The sequence below is a fragment of the Amycolatopsis sp. NPDC043887 genome (assembly GCF_056435665.1).
On the sequence record NZ_JBWKEB010000005.1, the window covers coordinates 14,739 to 32,271 of the forward strand.

The 17,533-nt window shown below is 69.7% G+C and carries 22 protein-coding genes; 12 read left to right on the forward strand and 10 right to left on the reverse strand.

What is annotated here, in order from left to right; all coding sequences use genetic code 11:
* Nucleotides 1-6 precede the first annotated feature (6 nt).
* The 3 genes from AC069H_RS14470 to AC069H_RS14480 are packed head-to-tail and all read left to right on the forward strand — an operon-like array spanning nt 7 to nt 2,676.
* Complete coding sequence (locus tag AC069H_RS14470; RefSeq protein ID WP_478232589.1) at nt 7-1,428, forward strand: class I adenylate-forming enzyme family protein; 1,422 nt, start codon at nt 7-9, stop codon at nt 1,426-1,428.
* Nucleotides 1,429-1,475: 47 nt separating this feature from the next.
* Nucleotides 1,476-2,327, forward strand: a complete 852-nt coding sequence (locus tag AC069H_RS14475) for an LLM class flavin-dependent oxidoreductase (RefSeq protein WP_478232590.1) — start codon at nt 1,476-1,478, stop codon at nt 2,325-2,327.
* A 52-nt stretch (nt 2,328-2,379) separates the two neighbouring features.
* Nucleotides 2,380-2,676, forward strand: coding sequence for a hypothetical protein (locus AC069H_RS14480; protein ID WP_125794207.1), 297 nt, complete (start codon nt 2,380-2,382; stop codon nt 2,674-2,676).
* A gap of 299 nt (nt 2,677-2,975) precedes the next feature.
* Here AC069H_RS14480 and AC069H_RS14485 read toward each other — a convergent pair whose 3' ends face one another.
* The 4 genes from AC069H_RS14485 to mrf are packed head-to-tail and all read right to left on the reverse strand — an operon-like array spanning nt 2,976 to nt 5,735.
* A complete protein-coding gene (locus AC069H_RS14485) occupies nt 2,976-4,073 on the reverse strand; it encodes a GTP-binding protein (protein ID WP_478232591.1) in 1,098 nt (365 codons plus the stop codon).
* On the reverse strand, nt 4,070-4,228 hold the full coding sequence (gene rpmF, locus AC069H_RS14490; protein WP_005149940.1) for a 50S ribosomal protein L32: 159 nt from the start codon (nt 4,226-4,228) through the stop codon (nt 4,070-4,072). Before rpmF ends, AC069H_RS14485 begins: the two co-directional genes overlap by 4 nt.
* The gene (locus AC069H_RS14495) at nt 4,228-4,485 is read right to left on the reverse strand and encodes a type B 50S ribosomal protein L31 (protein WP_007032638.1); all 258 of its coding nucleotides are present in this window, start codon (nt 4,483-4,485) and stop codon (nt 4,228-4,230) included. Before AC069H_RS14495 ends, rpmF begins: the two co-directional genes overlap by 1 nt.
* Nucleotides 4,482-5,735 carry a ribosome hibernation factor-recruiting GTPase MRF gene (gene mrf / locus AC069H_RS14500; protein ID WP_478232592.1) on the reverse strand — a complete coding sequence of 418 codons (1,254 nt, stop codon included), beginning with the start codon at nt 5,733-5,735 and terminating at the stop codon, nt 4,482-4,484. Before mrf ends, AC069H_RS14495 begins: the two co-directional genes overlap by 4 nt.
* 84 nt (nt 5,736-5,819) lie before the next feature.
* Here mrf and rpmB point away from each other — a divergent pair, with 84 nt between their 5' ends.
* From rpmB to cobA, 6 genes are all read left to right on the forward strand, one after another.
* Complete coding sequence (gene rpmB / locus AC069H_RS14505) at nt 5,820-6,056, forward strand: 50S ribosomal protein L28 (protein WP_005149951.1); 237 nt, start codon at nt 5,820-5,822, stop codon at nt 6,054-6,056.
* Nucleotides 6,056-6,223 carry a 50S ribosomal protein L33 gene (gene rpmG, locus AC069H_RS14510; protein ID WP_005149953.1) on the forward strand — a complete coding sequence of 56 codons (168 nt, stop codon included), beginning with the start codon at nt 6,056-6,058 and terminating at the stop codon, nt 6,221-6,223. The genes rpmB and rpmG overlap by 1 nt, the downstream gene beginning before the upstream one ends.
* Nucleotides 6,223-6,528: a 30S ribosomal protein S14 gene (gene rpsN, locus AC069H_RS14515; RefSeq protein WP_016334058.1), complete on the forward strand. Its 306-nt coding sequence runs from the start codon at nt 6,223-6,225 to the stop codon at nt 6,526-6,528. Before rpmG ends, rpsN begins: the two co-directional genes overlap by 1 nt.
* Nucleotides 6,525-6,773: a 30S ribosomal protein S18 gene (gene rpsR, locus AC069H_RS14520; RefSeq protein WP_465422176.1), complete on the forward strand. Its 249-nt coding sequence runs from the start codon at nt 6,525-6,527 to the stop codon at nt 6,771-6,773. The genes rpsN and rpsR overlap by 4 nt, the downstream gene beginning before the upstream one ends.
* 63 nt (nt 6,774-6,836) lie before the next feature.
* Complete coding sequence (locus AC069H_RS14525) at nt 6,837-7,244, forward strand: ankyrin repeat domain-containing protein (RefSeq protein WP_478232593.1); 408 nt, start codon at nt 6,837-6,839, stop codon at nt 7,242-7,244.
* Nucleotides 7,245-7,298: 54 nt separating this feature from the next.
* Nucleotides 7,299-8,516 carry a uroporphyrinogen-III C-methyltransferase gene (gene cobA, locus AC069H_RS14530; RefSeq protein ID WP_478232594.1) on the forward strand — a complete coding sequence of 406 codons (1,218 nt, stop codon included), beginning with the start codon at nt 7,299-7,301 and terminating at the stop codon, nt 8,514-8,516.
* Here the strand turns inward: cobA and AC069H_RS14535 are convergent.
* Complete coding sequence (locus AC069H_RS14535) at nt 8,504-9,064, reverse strand: GNAT family N-acetyltransferase (RefSeq protein ID WP_478232595.1); 561 nt, start codon at nt 9,062-9,064, stop codon at nt 8,504-8,506. The genes cobA and AC069H_RS14535 overlap by 13 nt on opposite strands.
* Complete coding sequence (locus tag AC069H_RS14540) at nt 9,054-9,941, reverse strand: alpha/beta fold hydrolase (RefSeq protein WP_478232596.1); 888 nt, start codon at nt 9,939-9,941, stop codon at nt 9,054-9,056. Before AC069H_RS14540 ends, AC069H_RS14535 begins: the two co-directional genes overlap by 11 nt.
* 128 nt (nt 9,942-10,069) lie before the next feature.
* On the opposite strand from AC069H_RS14540, the gene AC069H_RS14545 reads away from it, so the two are divergent.
* The 3 genes from AC069H_RS14545 to AC069H_RS14555 all read left to right on the forward strand — a co-directional run bounded on the left by AC069H_RS14545 (nt 10,070) and on the right by AC069H_RS14555 (nt 13,673).
* Nucleotides 10,070-10,912 carry a crotonase/enoyl-CoA hydratase family protein gene (locus AC069H_RS14545; RefSeq protein WP_478232597.1) on the forward strand — a complete coding sequence of 281 codons (843 nt, stop codon included), beginning with the start codon at nt 10,070-10,072 and terminating at the stop codon, nt 10,910-10,912.
* 40 nt (nt 10,913-10,952) lie between these two features.
* Complete coding sequence (locus AC069H_RS14550) at nt 10,953-12,656, forward strand: AMP-binding protein (RefSeq protein WP_478232598.1); 1,704 nt, start codon at nt 10,953-10,955, stop codon at nt 12,654-12,656.
* 258 nt (nt 12,657-12,914) lie between these two features.
* On the forward strand, nt 12,915-13,673 hold the full coding sequence (locus tag AC069H_RS14555; protein WP_478232599.1) for a D-Ala-D-Ala carboxypeptidase family metallohydrolase: 759 nt from the start codon (nt 12,915-12,917) through the stop codon (nt 13,671-13,673).
* Between the two features lie 5 nt (nt 13,674-13,678).
* On the opposite strand, the gene AC069H_RS14560 is transcribed toward AC069H_RS14555, so the two are convergent.
* From AC069H_RS14560 to AC069H_RS14575, 4 genes are read right to left on the reverse strand one after another with little or no spacing between them, the layout of a single operon-like run.
* Nucleotides 13,679-14,311: an NUDIX domain-containing protein gene (locus tag AC069H_RS14560; protein ID WP_478232600.1), complete on the reverse strand. Its 633-nt coding sequence runs from the start codon at nt 14,309-14,311 to the stop codon at nt 13,679-13,681.
* A complete protein-coding gene (locus tag AC069H_RS14565) occupies nt 14,308-15,501 on the reverse strand; it encodes an adenylosuccinate synthetase (protein WP_478232601.1) in 1,194 nt (397 codons plus the stop codon). The genes AC069H_RS14560 and AC069H_RS14565 overlap by 4 nt, the downstream gene beginning before the upstream one ends.
* Complete coding sequence (locus AC069H_RS14570; RefSeq protein WP_478232602.1) at nt 15,498-16,472, reverse strand: hypothetical protein; 975 nt, start codon at nt 16,470-16,472, stop codon at nt 15,498-15,500. Before AC069H_RS14570 ends, AC069H_RS14565 begins: the two co-directional genes overlap by 4 nt.
* A 2-nt stretch (nt 16,473-16,474) precedes the next feature.
* Nucleotides 16,475-17,443: an adenylate cyclase gene (locus AC069H_RS14575; RefSeq protein WP_478232603.1), complete on the reverse strand. Its 969-nt coding sequence runs from the start codon at nt 17,441-17,443 to the stop codon at nt 16,475-16,477.
* Nucleotides 17,444-17,533: the final 90 nt, after the last annotated feature.

Consider the following 17,533-nt stretch of genomic DNA (forward strand, 5'->3'; position numbering starts at 1 on the left):
CGGCCGGTGGAGAGTCTGTTCTTGACCCGTGTGCTGGCCGCGCTGCGCTCGGGAGGCGACGAGGTGCTGTTCGTCCAGGACGGCGTGGAGACCGGCTACGGGCAGGCGCTCGACTTGGTGCGCCGGATGTACGCGGGACTGCCGGAGGGCGGGGTGGTCGCCATCGACGCCGGAAACCGGCCGGAAACCGTCCTCCTGCAGATCGCCGCACAGCTACGGGGTTCGACGGTGCTGCTCGTGGCGGCGTCGGCGAGTTCGCCGGATCGCCTCGCCGCGGTAAAGGCGGCCGGTGTCACGACCCTGGTGACCGAGCAGCCGGCGGACTGGCCCGTCGACGTCGAGCGGGTGATCACGCTCGACGAACTGATGGACCGCGACGGTACCGACCCGGCGGGGCTGCCGGGTTCGGTCACCGTCATCTTTCCGACCGGGGGTACCACCGGGGCGCCGAAACTCATCCGGCACAGCGGGATCTACGACGGGATGGCGCATATATTCGCGCCGGATCCGGCGGGGCCGGGACGCACGCTGCTGATCGCGCCGATGACGCATATGACCGGCAACGCCACCGTGCTGGGGGCGATCCTGCGGCGGGAGAGTGTCGTCCTGCTGCGGGGCTTCGACGCGGGTACGGTACTCGACGCGATCGTGGAACACCGGATCACCGCGTTGTCCCTCACGCCCGCGCGCCTGGCCGAGGTGCTCGACCATCCGGCCATGACATCGAGCGATGTCAGCAGTGTGCGGCAGCTTTCACTGGGTGCCGCCCCGCTTCCGCCGAGACGGCTGGCTCAGGCGCTCGAAGTGTTCGGGCCCGTGGTCGGGCAAGGATACGGGCTCACCGAGGCGCCGATGATCGCGAGCATCTCCGCGGCGGAGCTCGCCGGGCGGCCGGAGCGGCTCGAGTCCGTGGGCCGGATCGTGCCGGGCATGGAGGCCAGGATCGACGAAGGGGAGGTCCTGGTGCGTGGACTGTCCATGATGGTCGGTTACCACGGGGCGGCGCCGATCGGGGACGGCTGGCTGCGGACCGGTGATCTCGGGCGGTTCGACCACGAGGGGTACCTCTACCTGCTGGACCGGGCGAACGACGTCATCATCACCGGCGAGCACGGCACCAAGGTGTATTCGACCGTGGTCGAGAACGCGCTCGCGCGGCATCCGCTGATCCGCTCCGTGGCCGTGTTCGGTGTGCCTGGCGACGGCGGTGAGGGCGAGCGGGTCCACGCCGTGGTGGTGCCCGCCGTTTCAGGTGCTTTGACCGCCGAAGAGGTCCGGATTCAGGCCAGGGTGTTCTTCGGGCGCGAGCATTTCGTCCCGTCCGATGTGGACTTCGCCGACGCGCTGCCGCTGACGGCGATCGGCAAGGTCGACAAGCGGGCGCTCCGGGAGCCGTTCTGGGCCGGGCACCGCCGCCGCATCGCCTGATCGCGGCGCCTTGACCTCCAGTCGAGTGGAGGTCGCACGATGGGCTCATGAAACTGGGTGTGATCCTCCCGTCCGGCGACCTCCGCGTCTCCGCCCGGCAGGCCGAGGACGCGGGCCTCGACAGTGTCTTCCTCGGCGACCACCTGATGACCGGCCGTCCTTCGCTCGACAGCACGGTCGGGCTGGCGGTCGCCGCCGCGGTCACGACCCGCATCCGGATCGGGCTGAGCGTGTTCGTGCCGGCGATGCGGCCGTTGGCGTGGGCGGCCAAGCAGATCGCCTCGCTGCAACAGGTGTCGGGCGAACGGCTGATCCTCGGCATCGGCTCGGGCGGGGGAGAAGCCCAGTTCGCCGCGGCCGGGGTCCCCTTCGGCGAACGCGGCCCGCGCACCGACCAGGCGCTCCGCTTGCTGCCGGATCTGCTGGCGGGCAAAGAGGTGCGAATCGGCGACGCCGTCGTCGAATTGGCGCCGGCGGTGGCGGTCCCGCCGATCTGGGTCGGCAACCGGGGCAGGCTCGTGCTCCGGCGCGTCGCGGAGCACGGCACCGGATGGTTCCCGTCGCTCCTGCCGCCGGACGCCGTCGACGACGGACGGCGACGGCTGACGGATCTCGGCGTCGCGAACCCGGTGATCGCGGTCGGCGCCACCGGCGCGCTGGGCGAAGGCGCGGACCTGCCGACGGCGGCGGATCTGGCGACAGGGATCAACGACGCCTATGGGATGCCGCTCGAACAGGCGCTCGCCTTGCCGCTGACCGGTTCCGCCGAAGCCGTCGCCGAACGGCTGGCGGTGTACCGGGAGGCGGGAGCGGCCCACATCGTCGTGGGGCTGGCGGGCCCGCGCTGGGCCGACCAGGTGCGGGCACTCGGTCGGGTGAGAGCGCTGCTGGGCCCGTAGACCGGTGCTACGGTCCGCCTGATCAGGCATTCCGATCAGGAAGGACCCGGTGATGACCGCCGCGCACACCGAACACGCCGGCCATACGCACGCTCACGGCGAAGGATGCGGCCATGTCGCCGTGCCCCACGGCGACCACGTCGACTACGTGCACGACGGGCACCTGCACCGCGCACACGACGGGCATTTCGACGAGTGCGAGACCGGCGACCACATCCCGCACCAGGGTCACGACCACGCCCACGGCGAGGGCTGCGGCCATGTCGCGGTGCCGCACGGCGACCACGTCGACTACCTGCACGACGGCCACCGCCACGCCGCGCACGGGGACCACTACGACGACCACTGACCTCGCGCTGGCTTGCCCGCCACAGTGGCGGAAGTGCGCCAGATGAGGTGGTCGTGAGCGGCGAGCGGCATCGCCAAGACCTGACGCGCGTCCTCGACCGTCCACAAGGGACATCTCCCGTGCTCGGCGCGCCCGATTTGATCACTTTGCCCGACTGGGCGAGGGGGTCGTGAGTGATAAAGAGGGTTAGAACCCTCTTTATCACTCACGCCCCCCTGATGGAACTGTGCATACGTGCCTAAATCGGGCATTCGGTGGCCCGGAAGCGTCCCCTGTGGACACTCGGGCCACTCACGACTTCAGTGGACGTGTACCGCTTCCCACTCCGGGAATGGATCCGCTCCGGCCGAACCGGCGGCCAGGCAAGACCGGAGCGAGTCCAGCAGGGCGTCCTCCTCCAGCCCCACGCCGATGAACACGAGCTCCTGCCGAGGCACCTCCTCGACACCCTGCGGTTCGAACCGGGCGACCGAACCCGCCTGCGACCACAGCCCGGTCACCCCGGGCCGCGACGCCAGCGAGAAGAACCCCTTCGACCGCAAGACCGTCCCGAACTCCCCGGAATCGAGCCGCCCGACGAAGTCCCACAGCCGCTCCGGATCGAAAGCGACCTCGGCGCGGAAGACCACGCTGGAGATCCCGTACTCCTCCGTCTCCGGAACGTGATCGCCGTTGAGTTCCGCCACCCAGCCTGGTGCCTCCTGCGCCCGCTCGACGTCGTAACGCCCGGTACCGAGCACCCGGCCGAGCGGCACCCGGCCGTGGGTCGAGACGACGACGTCGGCGGCCGGGTTGAGCCGACGCAGCACCGCCGTCAGCCGTTCGAGCGATGCGGCCGGAACCAGGTCCGCCTTGTTCAGCAGGAGGACGTCCGCGAACTCGATCTGGTCCATCAGCAGGTCGCTGACCGTCCGCTCGTCCCCGTCGTACTGGTCCAGACCGCGTTCGGTCAGCGCGTCCCCGGCCGCCAGTTCCCGCTCGAAGTTCACCGCGTCGACCACGGTCACCATCGTGTCGAGCCGCGCGGAGTCCAGCAGGGTCGCGCCGTCCTCGCGGGCGAAGGAGAACGTCGCCGCCACGGGCATCGGCTCGGAGATCCCACTCGATTCGATGAGCAGGTAGTCGAACCGGCCGTCCTCGCACAGCCGCGAGACCTCCTCCAGGAGGTCGTCGCGCAAGGTGCAGCAGATGCAGCCGTTGGTCATCTCGACGAGCCGTTCCTCGGTGCGGGACAGGCTGTTCCCGTCCCGCACCAGCGCGGCGTCGATGTTGACCTCGCTCATGTCGTTCACGATCACCGCCACGCGAAGCCCGTCCCGGTTGGCGAGGACGTGGTTGAGCACGGTCGTCTTGCCCGCACCGAGGAATCCGGACAGCACCGTGACCGGCGTCGTCATTCCCCACCTTGGTGAAAGTGCTTCATGAGCTTGCGCGGCACGAGTTTCGTCTCACCGTTCACCTTGATCGGCACCAGATCCGGCACGGCCGCCTTCCACTGCGAACGCCGGGACCGGGTGTTGCTGCGCGACATCTTGCGCTTCGGGACGGCCATTACTTCGATCCTCCGCGTCGTCCGTAGCGGCGGTGGAACTTCTCGACCTGGCCGGCGCTGTCCATGATCCGCTGGTTTCCGGTCCAGAACGGGTGCGACCACGAGCTGATCTCGACGTTCACCACCGGATAGGTGTTGCCGTCGCTCCACTCGATGGTCTGGTCCGAGGTGGCGGTGGAGCGCGTCAGGAAGGCGTCCCCGGTGGAGAGGTCCTTGAACACCACGGGGTGGTAGTCGGGGTGGATTCCCGGTTTCACTGCGTTTCGTCCTTTCGGTTCGACGTGTTCACGTCGTGCTTCTCGGGGTCGGTTTCCGTGTCCTCGCACGGTTCTTCGTGCCATTCGCCGAACGGATCCGGGTAACGGAGCCATTCCTGCTCACCTGCGGCGAGTTCCTCCTCGGTCAGCAACGCCCCGTTCAGGGCGGCTTCGATCTCGTCCGGGGTGGCCTGATCGGTGACGACGACCAGTTCCTGCGCGCGGTCGCCGAACAGCGGGTCCCAGCGCAGGGAGGCGAGGGTGCGGCGCTCGGGGGAGACCGCGGCCCAGTCCGGACCGTCCGGGGCGGCGAGCCACGGTCCGGCGTGCCCGACGCCGAGGCCGCCACCCGCGGATTCGATCCACAGCGCCATGTCCGGCTGGCTCGCCACCCAGAGCCGTCCCCGGGTGCGGACGACGCCGTCGAGCAGGACGTCGATCGCGTCGTGGAGGCGCTCCGGGTGGAACGGGCGCTGCGACGTGAAGGTGAGCAGCCCGATCCCGCAGTCGGTGTGCAACGGCGGCTGGCCGCGCAGCAGGGGGCCGTGCATGTCGGTGACCTCGCCGCGCCGGGCGTCGGCGGGGACGGCGTCGAGCACTGTCTTCCCGTCCACGGAGGACAGTTCGACGCGGGGGATCGACGGCGCGACCCGGTCGAGCACGGCCGAGGCCTTCGCCGCGGACCAGGCGTCGGTCGCCGCTCCGGCGAGGACGAGCAGATCGGCGAACTCGACCTGGGACAGCGCGACCTGCGCGACGGTGCGCTCGTCCTCGGGGCTGGCCCGCAGGTTCCGCTCGGCCAGCGTGTCGTCGCCGGTGCTGTCGGCCAGCCAACCCGCGCAGTCGACGACCGTCAGCACGGCCCGCAGGTCGACGTCTTCGATCACCGGACGCTCACCGACGAGAACGTTGTGCAGTGCCCAGCTGACCGGCTCGGGCTCCATCGCCTCGTCGAGCCGCACCACGATCCGCCGCACCTGCGGCATCTGGGAGAGCTTGCGCAGCAACGGCAACAGGTCTTCGCGCAGCGTGCACGAAACGCAGCCGTGCGCCAGTTCGAGAACCGTCAGCTGGTCGCGGTCGCCGAGCCGGATCCGGCGCCGGACCACTCCGGAGTGAATCTGCCTCAGGTCGTGATGCACGACGGCGGTGCCGGGTTCGGCGAGGCGCAGCCGCTCGGCGAGATCGGCGTTCGGTCCCGGTGCGAGGCCACTGATCAGGACGAGGGGCACACGGGGGTTGTCGGTCACTGAAGCTCCGGGGCGTCGAGGGCGTTCTGGTTCGGCTGTGTAGAGTAAATGAAAACGACAACCGATATCAACTTGGGAGGGTATATGTCCGCCGTGTGCCAGGTCACCGGCCGTAAACCGGGCTATGGGAAGCAGGTGTCGCATTCGCATCGGCGCACGTCCCGGCGCTGGGAGCCGAACCTGCAGGCCAAGCGGTACTTCGTGCCGAGCGAAGGACGCTGGGTCCGCCTGCGGGTCTCGGTGAAGGGCATGAAGACCATCGACAAGCGGGGGATCGAGGCCGTCGTGGCCGAGCTCCGTGCGAAAGGGGTGAAGCTCTGATGGCCAAGAGCACCGACATCCGGCCGATCATCAAGCTCCGCTCGACCGCCGGCACCGGCTACACCTACGTCACGAAGAAGAACCGCCGCAACGACCCGGACCGCATGGTGCTGCGCAAGTACGACCCGGTCGCGCGCAAGCACGTCGAGTTCAAGGAGGAGCGCTGATGGCCAAGAAGTCGAAGATCGCCAAGAACGAGCAGCGCAAGGTCGTCGCCGCCCGTTACGTCGAACGGCGGCGTGAGCTGAAGGCCACCATCGCCTCGCCGTCCGCGTCGCCCGAGGAGAAGGCGGCGGCCGTGTCGGCCCTGCAGGCGATGCCCCGCGACGCGAGCGCGACCCGGATCCGCAACCGCGACGCCGCCGACGGCCGTCCTCGTGGCTACCTGCGGAAGTTCGGGCTCTCGAGGGTCCGGATGCGGCAGATGGCGCACAACGGCGAACTGCCCGGCGTCACGAAGTCGAGCTGGTGAGCGCGATGGGCAAGGCGAACCGCGACCGTCCCTTCAAACGCAAGACGAACCTGTTGCACGCCAACAAGATCACCGAGGTCGACTGGAAGGACGTCGATCTGCTGCGGAAGTTCATCTCCGACCGCGGCAAGATCCGCGCCCGCCGGGTCACCGGGCTGACGCCCCAGCAGCAGAAACAGGTCGCCACGGCGATCAAGAACGCCCGCGAGATGGCGTTGCTGCCCTACCCCAACGCGGGGCGCTGACGCCGCCGGTCCGGGCGGTGCGGCCCGCCGCCCGGACCGCGTTCCTGTGGAAGAATCGGCCGCATGACGGAGAACCCCGGACAGGCCGAGGAATTCGATCCCGAACTGCTGGAGTTGTGGGCCAAGGTGTTCGGCTTCGCCCGCTCGGGCGCGACGGCCGAGATCGTCGCGTACGTCGACGCCGGCATCCCGGCGAACCTGACCAACGACCGGGGCGACACGCTGGTCATGCTCGCCGCCTACCACGGTCACGCCGAGACCGTCGCGGCGCTGATCGAACGCGGCGCCGATCCGAACCGCGAGAACGACCGTGGGCAGAGCCCGCTGGCCGGCGCGGTGTTCAAGAACGAGCCCGAGGTCGTGAAGGCGCTCCTGAAGGGCGGCGCGGACGCCACGGCGGGGGAGCCGTCGGCGATCGACGCGGCCAGGATGTTCGGCAACACCGAGCTGCTGGCCCTGCTGGAGAGCTGAGGCGGTTCTCACTCGGATCGCGGTCAGGGGCTCTGAATCCTTACACTGCCCCGCATGGATGACCCGCATTACCTCTCCGGCCTCGACCTGGCCGGCCGTCGTGTCGTGATGATCGGTGGCGGGACGGTCGCCCAGCGCCGCCTGCCGCGGTTGATCAGTGCCGGCGCGCGGGTCGAACTGGTCTCGCCGCACACCACGCCGTCGGTGAGCGCCATGGCCGACGCAGGCGAGATCGTCTGGCACGAGCGCCGCTACGCCGAGGGCGACCTCGCCGACGCCTGGTACGCGCTGGCGTGCACGAACGATCCCGAGGTCAACGCCGCCGTGTGCGCCGAAGCCGAACGCGCGCGGGTGTTCTGCGTCCGCGCCGACGACGGGGACCTCGGCAGCGCGGTCACCCCGGCCTCGGGCAGGCACGGCGGGCTGCTGGTCGGCGTGCTCTCCGGCGGCGAGCCGCTGCGGTCGGCCACCGTCCGGGACAGCATCCTCGACGGCCTCCGCGCCGGCACCGTCGCCGACGGCCGCGTCCCGGACGTCCACGGTGACCTCCCGGGTGTCGCCCTCGTGGGCGGTGGCCCCGGCGACCCGGAACTGATCACCGTCCGCGGCCGCCGCCTGCTCGCCAGGGCCGACGTCGTCGTCGCCGACCGGCTGGCTCCGCGCGAACTGCTCGACGAACTCTCGCCCCACGTGGAGATCGTCGACGCCGCGAAGATCCCGTACGGCCGCGCCGCCAGCCAGGAAGTGATCAACTCCACGCTGATCGAGCGGGCCAAGGCGGGCAAGTTCGTCGTGCGGCTCAAGGGCGGCGACCCGTACCTGTTCGGCCGCGGCTTCGAAGAAGTCCTCGCCTGTGCCGAAGCGGGTATCCCGGTGACGATGGTCCCCGGCATCACGAGCGCGTTCTCCGTTCCCGCCGCGGCGGACGTTCCGGTGACCCATCGCGGCGTCGCCCACGAGGTCGTCGTGGTATCCGGCCACGTCGCGCCGGACGACGAGAAGTCGCTGGTGGACTGGGATCTGCTGGCGAAGATGCGCGGCACGATCGTGTTGATGATGGGCGTCGAGCGGCTCCCGCTGTTCGCGAAGGCGCTCCAGGCCGGGCGCCCGGGCGACACGCCGGTGGCGATCGTCGAGGACGGCACCATGCGCACGCAGCGGGTTCTCCGTTCCACTTTGGACAAGGTGGTCGAAGACGCCGCCACGGCCGGGGTGCGGCCCCCCGCGGTGATCGTCTTCGGCCCGGTGGCGGGGCTGGCTCAGCCCTCGTAGCCGGGGTCCGAGACGTAGAACCAGTCGGTCCCGTCCTCGCCGGGGGAGTCGAGGTGCTCCGCCCGGACGAGGCCGGCCCGCAGCGCCACCCGCTGCGACGCCACGTTCCCCGGCCGGACGCGGGCGATCACGAGGTCGTCCGGCCGGTGGACACGGGTCCAGTCCACCGCCGCTGCGGCGGCCTCACTGGCGTAGCCGGAACCCCAGGACGAGGGGAAGAAGCGGTAGAAGAGGTTCAGGACTGGGCGTCGCCGGAAGCCGACGATCTTCACCCCGCAGAACCCCAGCGGTTCCGCCGAGTCGTGCCGCCGGATCGTCCAGTACCCGAAGCCGTACCGGTTCCACTGATGCGACCAGCGGAGCAACAGCAACTCCGCCTCCTTCCGCGTCTCCAGCAGATCCGACGGGTTATGCGCGCACGCCTCCGGATCGGTGTGGAGGGCGAAGATCGCGTCGAGGTCTTCGGGACCCGGGCGGCTCAAGAGCAGGCGCCCGGTCCGGAGTTCTTCCGCGCCCACGTCCCGGGTCGGCGCCGGATCAGTGGTCATGACAGCGCGCGGAGAACTCAGCGATGGTGTCGGTCAGGCGAGTCGGATCGAAGCGCAACTCGACCGGGCTGCGGGCCTGGACGAACTCGGCCGCCGGCATGTCCGCGGCCAGTGTGTCGGCGTCGCCGAAGGGGTGGATCGGATCGCGTTCGTGCCCGATGACCAGCGCCGCGGTCTCGATCTTCCGCCGGATGGACTTGGGCGGCGCGATCCGGCCGAAGAGCACGCCGTGCAGGAGCGCGGCCATCGGCGCGGGCTCCTGGGACAGCGTGTCGGTGACGACGTCGACCCACTGGTTGCCGTGCGGCACGAGTTTCGCCGCCAGCGCCACCCCCTGCACGGTCACCGGCAGGAACCGGGCGGCCATGAGCAGCGGCGCGAACGTGATCAGCCCGGCGACGATCGCGTTGTCCAGCACGGGCATCTCGACGACCAGGCCCAGCGCGCGCTCGGGGGCGGCGACGCCCACTTCGAGTGCGACGTTGGCACCCAGGGACGTCCCGCCGATGACGGCGGCGTCGATCTCCAGGTGGTCGAGCAGCGCGACGGTCTGCTCCGCGAATGCGGGCATCGAGTACAGCCACGAGTCGGTGGGCCGGTCCGAATCGCCGTGACCGAGCAGGTCGAGGGTCACCGCGCGGAAACCGGCCCGCGCCAGCCTGCGGGCGAGCGGAGCGTGCATCCGCCTCGTCAGCATGATGCCGTGGGTGAGGACGACCACCCGGTCGCCGGAGCCGAACTCGGTGTAGGCGAGCCGGTGACCCTCATGGGTGAAGGATCCCGACAGCTCGATCGGCCGGGAGGATCGTTCGTGCCCGCGCGTGGTGCTCGGAGCGGGCAGGTCGGCGACCGCGGTGGCGCTGCTGGCCGGGCTCATATCCCACCGTCCTTCGTCGATCGTCGGTACTCACCGGTAGTACTCGCTGGTACCAGGAAAGCATCTCAGGGGCGGCCGGGCACAGTGGCCGTTGGCAGCCTGTCAATCACATGAGTCAAGATGACCCCATGACCGCTACAGCTGACAGTCTTCCCGATCTCGTTTCGCTCAAGGTGGACATCGACGGGCACGTCGCCGAAGTGACGCTGCTCGGTCCGTCCAAGGGCAACGCGATGGGCCCCGATTTCTGGCGAGAGCTGCCGATCGTCTTCCGTGCGCTCGACGCGGACCCGCAGGTCAGGGCGGTCGTGCTGACCGGGAGCGGCAAGCACTTCTCCTACGGGCTCGACCTGCCCGCCATGATGCCCAGCTGGGGCGAAATGCTCGGCGGCGACGCTCTCGCGGGCCCACGGACGAAGTTCCTCGACGAGGTCAAGACCCTCCAGGCGAGCGTGTCCTCGATCGCGGAATGCCGCAAACCGGTCATCGCGGCCATTTCCGGCTGGTGCATCGGCGGCGGTGTCGACGTGATCGCGGCCGCGGACATCCGCCTGGCGAGCGCCGACGCGAAGTTCAGCGTGCGCGAGGTCAAGGTCGCGATCGTGGCCGACCTCGGCAGCCTGCAGCGGCTCGCGCCGATCATCGGCGAAGGACACCTGCGTGAACTGGCCCTGACCGGCAAGGACATCGACGCCGCCCGCGCCGAGAAGATCGGCCTGGTCAACGACGTCCACGCGGATCAGGACACCTTGCTGGCCGAAGCTCGCAAGCTGGCGGCGGAGATCGCCACGAACCCGCCGCTGGTCGTGCAGGGCACCAAGAACGTGCTCTCGGCCAACACCGAACGCCAGGTCGCGGACGGCCTGCGTTACGTCTCGGCCTGGAACGCGGCGTTCCTGCCCAGCAAGGACCTCGGCGAGGCCGTCCAGGCGTTCCTCGAGCGCCGCGCGCCCGAGTTCAAGGGGGAGTAAAAAGAACCGGCGGCCCTATCAGCGGACCAGGAGGACGATCGTGAGCGCTTCGGAGGCATACCGCACGTTCCGCGAGGCACGGGACTACCTGCAGGCCCATCGCGAGGACTACGAGACCGCCTATCGCGACTTCACCTGGCCCCGGCCCGCCGAGTTCAACTGGGCGCTGGACTGGTTCGACGTCGTCGCGGCCGACCCGGCCAACCAGGACCGGTACGCGCTGTGGATCGTCGAAGAGGACGGCATCGAGAACCGCTGGACCTATCCGGAGATGGCGCGGCGGTCCAACCAGGTCGCGAACTGGCTGCGCTCACTCGGCGTGGCCAGGGGCGACCGGCTGATCCTGATGCTCGGCAACCAGGGCGAGCTGTGGCAGACGATTCTCGCCGCGATCAAACTGGGCGCCGTCATCATCCCGGCCTCGACGCTGCTCGGCCCGGCGGACCTCACCGACCGGGTCGAGCGGGGCGCGGCGAAACACGTGGTGATCCGGTCCGTCGACGCGCACAAGTTCGAGAACGTCGAGGGCGGCTACACGCGCATCGCCGTCGGTGAACCGGTCGAGGGCTGGCGGTCCTTCGTGGACGCCTACGAGGAAGCGGACATCTTCACGCCCGACGGCCCGACTGCGGCGGAAGACCCGCTCCTGCTGTACTTCACCTCGGGGACCACCGCGAAGCCGAAACTCGTGCAGCACACGCAGGTCTCGTACCCGGTCGGCCATCTGTCCACAATGTACTGGATCGGCCTCGAACCGGGCGACGTCCACCTCAACATCTCGTCGCCCGGTTGGGCGAAACACGCGTGGAGCAACGTTTTCGCGCCGTGGAACGCCGAGGCGACGGTGTTCCTCCACAACTACGCGCGGTTCGACGCGGTCTCCTTGATGGCGCAGATGGACCGGTGCGGCATCACCAGTTTCTGTGCCCCGCCGACGGTGTGGCGGATGCTCATCCAAGCGGATCTGACCGTGCTGAAGACGCCGCCGCGCAAGGTGGTCGGCGCGGGCGAACCGCTCAACCCCGAAGTGATCGACCAGGTCGAAAAGGCTTGGGGCGTAACGATTCGCGACGGTTTCGGCCAGACGGAGAGCAGCGTCCAGATCGCCAACACGCCCGGGCAGGACGTCGTGCCGGGGTCGATGGGCCGCCCGTTGCCGGGCTTCACCGTGGCGCTCGTGGACCCCGTCACCGGCGAACGCGCGCAGGAGGGCGAGATCTGCCTCGACCTCGAGAAGCGACCGGTCGGCCTGATGGCCGGATACGCGGACGACGAGGAACGTTCCGCCGCGGCCTTCGCGAACGGCTTATACCACACCGGGGACGTCGGATCGATCGACGAACGCGGCTACATCACCTACGTGGGCCGCACGGACGATGTCTTCAAGGCGTCGGACTACCGGATCTCGCCATTCGAGCTGGAAAGTGTCCTGCTGGAACACGAGGCGGTCGCCGAAGCGGCGGTCGTCCCGGCGCCGGACCCGATCCGGCTCGCGGTGCCGAAGGCCTACGTCGTCCTGACGAACGGGCACGAGCCCACGGCAGACACCGCGGTGTCCATCCTGGCCTTCTGCCGGGAGCATCTGGCGCCGTACAAGCGAATCCGGCGGCTGGAGTTCACCGAACTGCCGAAGACGATCTCCGGCAAGATCCGGCGCGTCGAGCTGCGCGGGCGGGAGAACGAGGCCGACGGACGGCCGGCGGGGGAGTTCCGCGAGGAGGACTTCCCGCAGCTGAAGGGCTGACGGCCCGGCCCCGAACTCCGAACTCGCGTGTTCGGAGCCGGAACTCGCGTGCTTGGACACGGAACTCGCCCGGCCCGGAGTGTTCCGCCTCCAAGCACGCGAGTCACGTCTTCAAGCACGCGAGTTCCGGCTTGGGCGTGTGGGTCGAACGACCCACAGCGCGGTAACCGGAACCGCGTTAGCATCCTCGGCAGTGAATCGTTGACAACCCGTGGGGGTCACGGGTCTCACCTTCCCTGCTTGAAAGGTGTTCCTGTCATGCGCATTCGTTTCCTCCTGCCGATGCTCGCCCTGGTGGCCGGGCTCGGTACCGCGGTGGCCACTCCGGCCGCCGCCGATCCGGGCCCGGTGACGGCGGGCGAAGTGTCCGTCGCCGACGCCTGTTACTCCTGGGGACGCACGTTGTCCCAGGGCGCGTCCGGTGAGGACGTCCGGCAACTGCAGATCCGGGTCGCCGGGTACCCCGGTTACGGTGGTGTGCTCGCCCTCGACGGCCAGTTCGGCGCGGGGACCAAGGCCGCGGTCACCCGCTTCCAGCAGGCGTACGGGCTGGCCGCGGACGGCATCGCCGGTTCGGCCACGTTCTCGAAGCTCTACGCGTTGCAGGACGACGACTGCACGCCGATCAACTTCACCTACGCGGAACTGAACCGGTGCAACTCAGACTGGTCGGGCGGCAACGTCACACCGGCGACGGCGAAAGCCAACGCGCTGGTCTCGATGTGGAAGCTGCAGGCGATGCGGCACGCCATGGGCGACCGGCCGATCGACGTCAACGGCGGCTTCCGCAGCGTCGCCTGCAACAACGCGGTCGGCGGCGCGACCAACAGCCGTCATCTCTACGGTGACGCCGTCGATCTCGGTGCCGGCTCGCAGGGCTTCTGCGGATTGGCGAAGCAGGCCCGTAACCACGGGTTCGCGGAGATCCTCGGGCCGGGCTACCCCGGCCACAACGATCACACCCACGTGGCACACCGGTCGACGCGGTTCTGGTCGGCCTCCTCCTGCGGGATCTGACCTCGTCACTCCCAGCGCCACAGCGACGGCGGCCGTCCTCCCTTGGGGAGGGCGGCCGCGTGTTCGGTGGTGCGCCGCAAACCGGGGACCCGCTCCATGGTCCGGCCGAGGTTGGCCGGATAGGGGCGGTCCCCGGTCAGCGCTTCGGTCGCGTCCAGCGCCTGGGCCGTCGTGAAGATCGGACCCAGCAGCCCGGCCGTGAACGCCACGTCCCGCCACAGCCGCTCGGCCAGCATCGGGCGGCAGTCCGCCACGATCCGGTCGTGGTCGAACGCCAGCGGAGGGACCTCGTCCAGCGGAACCCACACCACGTTCCCCGGCTCGTCGAGCGCGGGATCCACCGTTGCCCACAAGGCGACGGAGAGCGTGGGACCGCGGGGATCACGGTTCGGCTCGTCGAAGGTGGCGAGCTGCCCGGCCGCCGAGAGCGCGTCGGACGGCAGGCCGAGTTTGCCGGCCACCGCCCGGTGCGCCGCCTCCCTCAGCCGTTCCCCGAGCCCGAGCAGCACCCCTGGCAGGGCGAGTTCTCCCGCGAAGGGCTCGGCGGCTCGTGGCGCGATTCCCAGCAGCACGTTCCTGGTGCCGGGGGCGAACCGCACCACGAGCACGTCAACGGACACCGGCGTCGACTCGATCACGCGTAGATTGTCGACCTTGCCTCCGCGACCCGGTAACCGGCCCTGTCCGGGCCGTACCCGGTGACGGCCACCGGCAGCCGCGCACCGAACCACGCCAGCGGATCCGTCAGGTCGACGGCGGGAGAGCCGTCCTTGGGGACGACCTCCAGCCCGGTCGCGTCGAGGTGGGTCACCGCGAGCGCGTCGACGCCGTCGCAGGCCGCGATCGCGTAATCGAGCAGGGCCGCGTCGAGATGACCCGCCCGCCACGCGCCCTGGAATTCGCCGGTTTCGTTGTGCGCCTCCGGAAAGCGGGCGAGCACGGCGGCGGACTCGGTCGGCAGCGGTCCCGCGCCGTGCCGGGTGAGGTACGTCCGCGTGACACCCAGGACGGCGTGCGGGCGCCCGCCCAGCAGGTCGCGGGCGTTGTGCGGCGTGGTGGTCGACCAGGTCGTGTGCGGATGGAACCCGTGGTGCTGGTCGAGGAGAGCCCCCTGCGCTCCCTCGAACACCAGCCGCCCGGAATCCGCCAGCCGTCCCGTTTCGTCCCCGTCGGTGATCCGCACCGCGTCCGCGAAATCGCGGTACAGCGCCACCAGTTCGTCGACGCCGTGCGGTGGTGTGGCGAGCGGGGCATAGAACCGCGCGAGCGCGTCCAGCTTGCGCCGCAACACCGACGGCCGGGCACAGTCGGCGACCGTGGGCGCTTCCCCCGGCGTCCCGATCACCTCCTGGCTCTCCACCACGTCACCCGGCTCGGCCCCGGGCAGCAGCGAGTACCAGACGGTCTCGCCGATGCCCTTCCCGCACGAGCCGTGCCGGTTCACGCCCCGGGCCTCCTCCCTTGCCCGGTTGGCGTGGATGTGGAACGGGGTGGTGAGCAGGGCCTGGCCGTCCATACTCAGCAGCGAGAGCGGATTCCGGACACCTGCCGCTTCCAGCCGCCGCGCTTCGGCGGCCAGCGCGAACGGCTCGACCAGCACGAACCGCGACAGATGGGTGGGCACGCCGGCGAACGTGCCCGCCCCGAACTGGCTGAACGTGTGGTGCCGCCCGTCCACGACGACGTTGTGCGCGGCCTGCGCGCCCCCGTTGAAGCGGACCACGGCGGTAGTGGGCCGGTCGGCGCAGAGCGCGTCGACAACCGCGCCCTTGCCTTCGTCGCCGAAGCCGAGCCCGACCACCACCACGTGACCGTCCAGGCGACTCATCGCAGCACCACGTCGCTCGGCCCCTCGGCCTCGGGCACCGCCGACGTGACGACCGTCTTGGTGCCCAGCTTCGCCAACGCCTTGCCGACCGCCTTGCTTTCGGCGACCGAGCCGACGTCCGCGAGATCGGCGAGCGCACGGTCGACGTCGACGACCCGCTCTTCCAGCCCGATGGTGGCCGCGATCAGTTCGCACACCGCGCCGGGATCGTCGAGCTTCAGGAAGTTCTGGCCGAGCAGGCCGCTCCAGTGTTCGCCGATCTCCGGGTCGTTGTAGTACGACGACTGGTTCGGCAGCACGAAGAAGACGTGCCACTTACGGGAAAGCTCCCGGTACACCGAAGCCGGGTCGATGTCCTCCCGCACGTCGTCCCCGATCACCCGGCGGATGTGGCGCGCCTCCAGCGCGGGTTTGTTCAGCTCGTCGCCGATGATGAACAGATAGCCCTTGCGGCCGCGGTTCTGCCACGCGTCGGTCACGACGTGCCGGGCCATGAAGTAGGCGGCCAGTTCGTAGGACTCGCTCTTCTGCCCGCCGCCACCGCCTTCGAGGAAGATCGTGCGCAGCTGCTCGTCCATCCGGTTGTCCGATTCGAACTGCCCGACCTGCAGCGGGACCCGGTCGCTGTCGGCGTCACCGATCGCGCCGAACATCACCTGCGGGTCGGCCAGGTAGCCCCGGCGCTTCAGCAGGCCGTGCAGTTTGCCGAGCTTGCCCTGCATGACCCGCGGCACCCGGCGCATCGAGCCGGTGACGTCGAACAGCACCGCGATCGGCGTCGAATCGGTGTGGTCGGCCGAATCCCGGCATTCCCGGACGGCGTTCAGCGGGTCGAGCGCGGGCGCGACCTTCCAGTCTTTCGCGGGCTTGGAGCGCAGATCGGCGGTGTAGCCGAAGTCGTCCTCGCCCTTGGCCCGCCGGAAAGTCTTCGCGGCGGCGTAGGCGTTGTCGTCCCAGTGTCCGTGTCCCATGGTCAGGCTCCTGTCTCGGGGATGGTGAAGGGGCGGAAGGCGCGGGGGCCGTACAGGTCGTCGAGCAGCGCGTCGTACTCGTCGAGCAGGTCGGCGGCGTCGGGTCGTTGTGCCGGGGCTTCCTGTGTGCACCAGGTCGCGAATTCGCGTTGGCGGGTTTCGTGCGGTGCCAGGAGTTCCAGCATCATGCGGTGGAGCATGTGGACGTCGGTGGCCACGGTCACCGGTAGTCCTTTGTGGACTTCCGGCGGGTAGTCGACGGACTTGTCCGCCGCCAGCGGGAGCACACCGTCTTCGACGGCGAAGGACCAGCCGACGACGACGATGCCGTGCTGTCCGGGATGGACGAGCACGTTGTCCGCGGTGAGGTGGCCGTGGACGACACCCGCCCGGTGCGCGCCCGCCACGGCACGCAGGAGGCGGCGGTGCATCCACGCGTAGTCGCGGCCGTCGAGCCCGCCGGGGAAGGCTTTCCCGATATCGGCGAGGGTGACGAAACCGTCGACGAGCGGATCGAGGACGCTGAACGCGCGGTCACCTCTGGCCACCGGACCGGAAGTGTCCAGCAGCCGCGGGTAGTAGGGGCGCAGCCACCGGTGCCGTTCGGTGAAGCCGTCGAGCGCGCGCAACGCGTCCCATTCGGCGTGGATCAGCGGATTGAGCGCCGGGTCGCGGACGAGTTTCACCAGGTGTGGCCCGGTGGTCCGGTACGTCGTCGCGACACTGCCCACCGCGTGCGGCGCGGTGAGGGCGTACGCCGACGTCGCCGTGGTGACCGTCTGGCGCCTGGCGCGTTTCCAACTGTCGTGAAGGCGGTTGAGGGTGGCGGCGGCACGGTGGGCGCGCTCGTCGCCGGGGTTGCGGTCGGGGTGGAGCGCGGCCGCCAGTTCGCGGTAGCGATGGCGGGCGAACAGAGCGGCCGCGTCGACCGCGTTCTCGACCGCCTTCACGGCGTCTTCCCTGGTGAGCATAGTTTGAGTCTAGACGACTCTTACTTCGGATCGCAAGGGGTGGGTACAAATCCCGTGCCGTGCGGCGGCCTCGGCCTATAGGCTGGGCGA

Coding starts and splice junctions, on each gene's coding strand:
- AC069H_RS14545 (WP_478232597.1), top strand. CDS start 10,070: ATGACCGCTACAGCTGACAGTCTTCCCGATCTCGTTTCGCTCAAGGTG.
- AC069H_RS14535 (WP_478232595.1), bottom strand. CDS start 9,064: ATGACCACTGATCCGGCGCCGACCCGGGACGTGGGCGCGGAAGAACTC.
- AC069H_RS14485 (WP_478232591.1), bottom strand. CDS start 4,073: ATGACGACGCCGGTCACGGTGCTGTCCGGATTCCTCGGTGCGGGCAAG.
- AC069H_RS14565 (WP_478232601.1), bottom strand. CDS start 15,501: ATGAGTCGCCTGGACGGTCACGTGGTGGTGGTCGGGCTCGGCTTCGGC.
- rpsN (WP_016334058.1), top strand. CDS start 6,223: ATGGCCAAGAAGTCGAAGATCGCCAAGAACGAGCAGCGCAAGGTCGTC.
- AC069H_RS14525 (WP_478232593.1), top strand. CDS start 6,837: ATGACGGAGAACCCCGGACAGGCCGAGGAATTCGATCCCGAACTGCTG.
- rpmG (WP_005149953.1), top strand. CDS start 6,056: ATGGCCAAGAGCACCGACATCCGGCCGATCATCAAGCTCCGCTCGACC.
- AC069H_RS14570 (WP_478232602.1), bottom strand. CDS start 16,472: ATGGGACACGGACACTGGGACGACAACGCCTACGCCGCCGCGAAGACT.
- AC069H_RS14475 (WP_478232590.1), top strand. CDS start 1,476: ATGAAACTGGGTGTGATCCTCCCGTCCGGCGACCTCCGCGTCTCCGCC.
- AC069H_RS14540 (WP_478232596.1), bottom strand. CDS start 9,941: ATGAGCCCGGCCAGCAGCGCCACCGCGGTCGCCGACCTGCCCGCTCCG.
- AC069H_RS14480 (WP_125794207.1), top strand. CDS start 2,380: ATGACCGCCGCGCACACCGAACACGCCGGCCATACGCACGCTCACGGC.
- rpmB (WP_005149951.1), top strand. CDS start 5,820: ATGTCCGCCGTGTGCCAGGTCACCGGCCGTAAACCGGGCTATGGGAAG.
- AC069H_RS14575 (WP_478232603.1), bottom strand. CDS start 17,443: ATGCTCACCAGGGAAGACGCCGTGAAGGCGGTCGAGAACGCGGTCGAC.
- AC069H_RS14555 (WP_478232599.1), top strand. CDS start 12,915: ATGCGCATTCGTTTCCTCCTGCCGATGCTCGCCCTGGTGGCCGGGCTC.
- cobA (WP_478232594.1), top strand. CDS start 7,299: ATGGATGACCCGCATTACCTCTCCGGCCTCGACCTGGCCGGCCGTCGT.
- rpmF (WP_005149940.1), bottom strand. CDS start 4,228: ATGGCCGTCCCGAAGCGCAAGATGTCGCGCAGCAACACCCGGTCCCGG.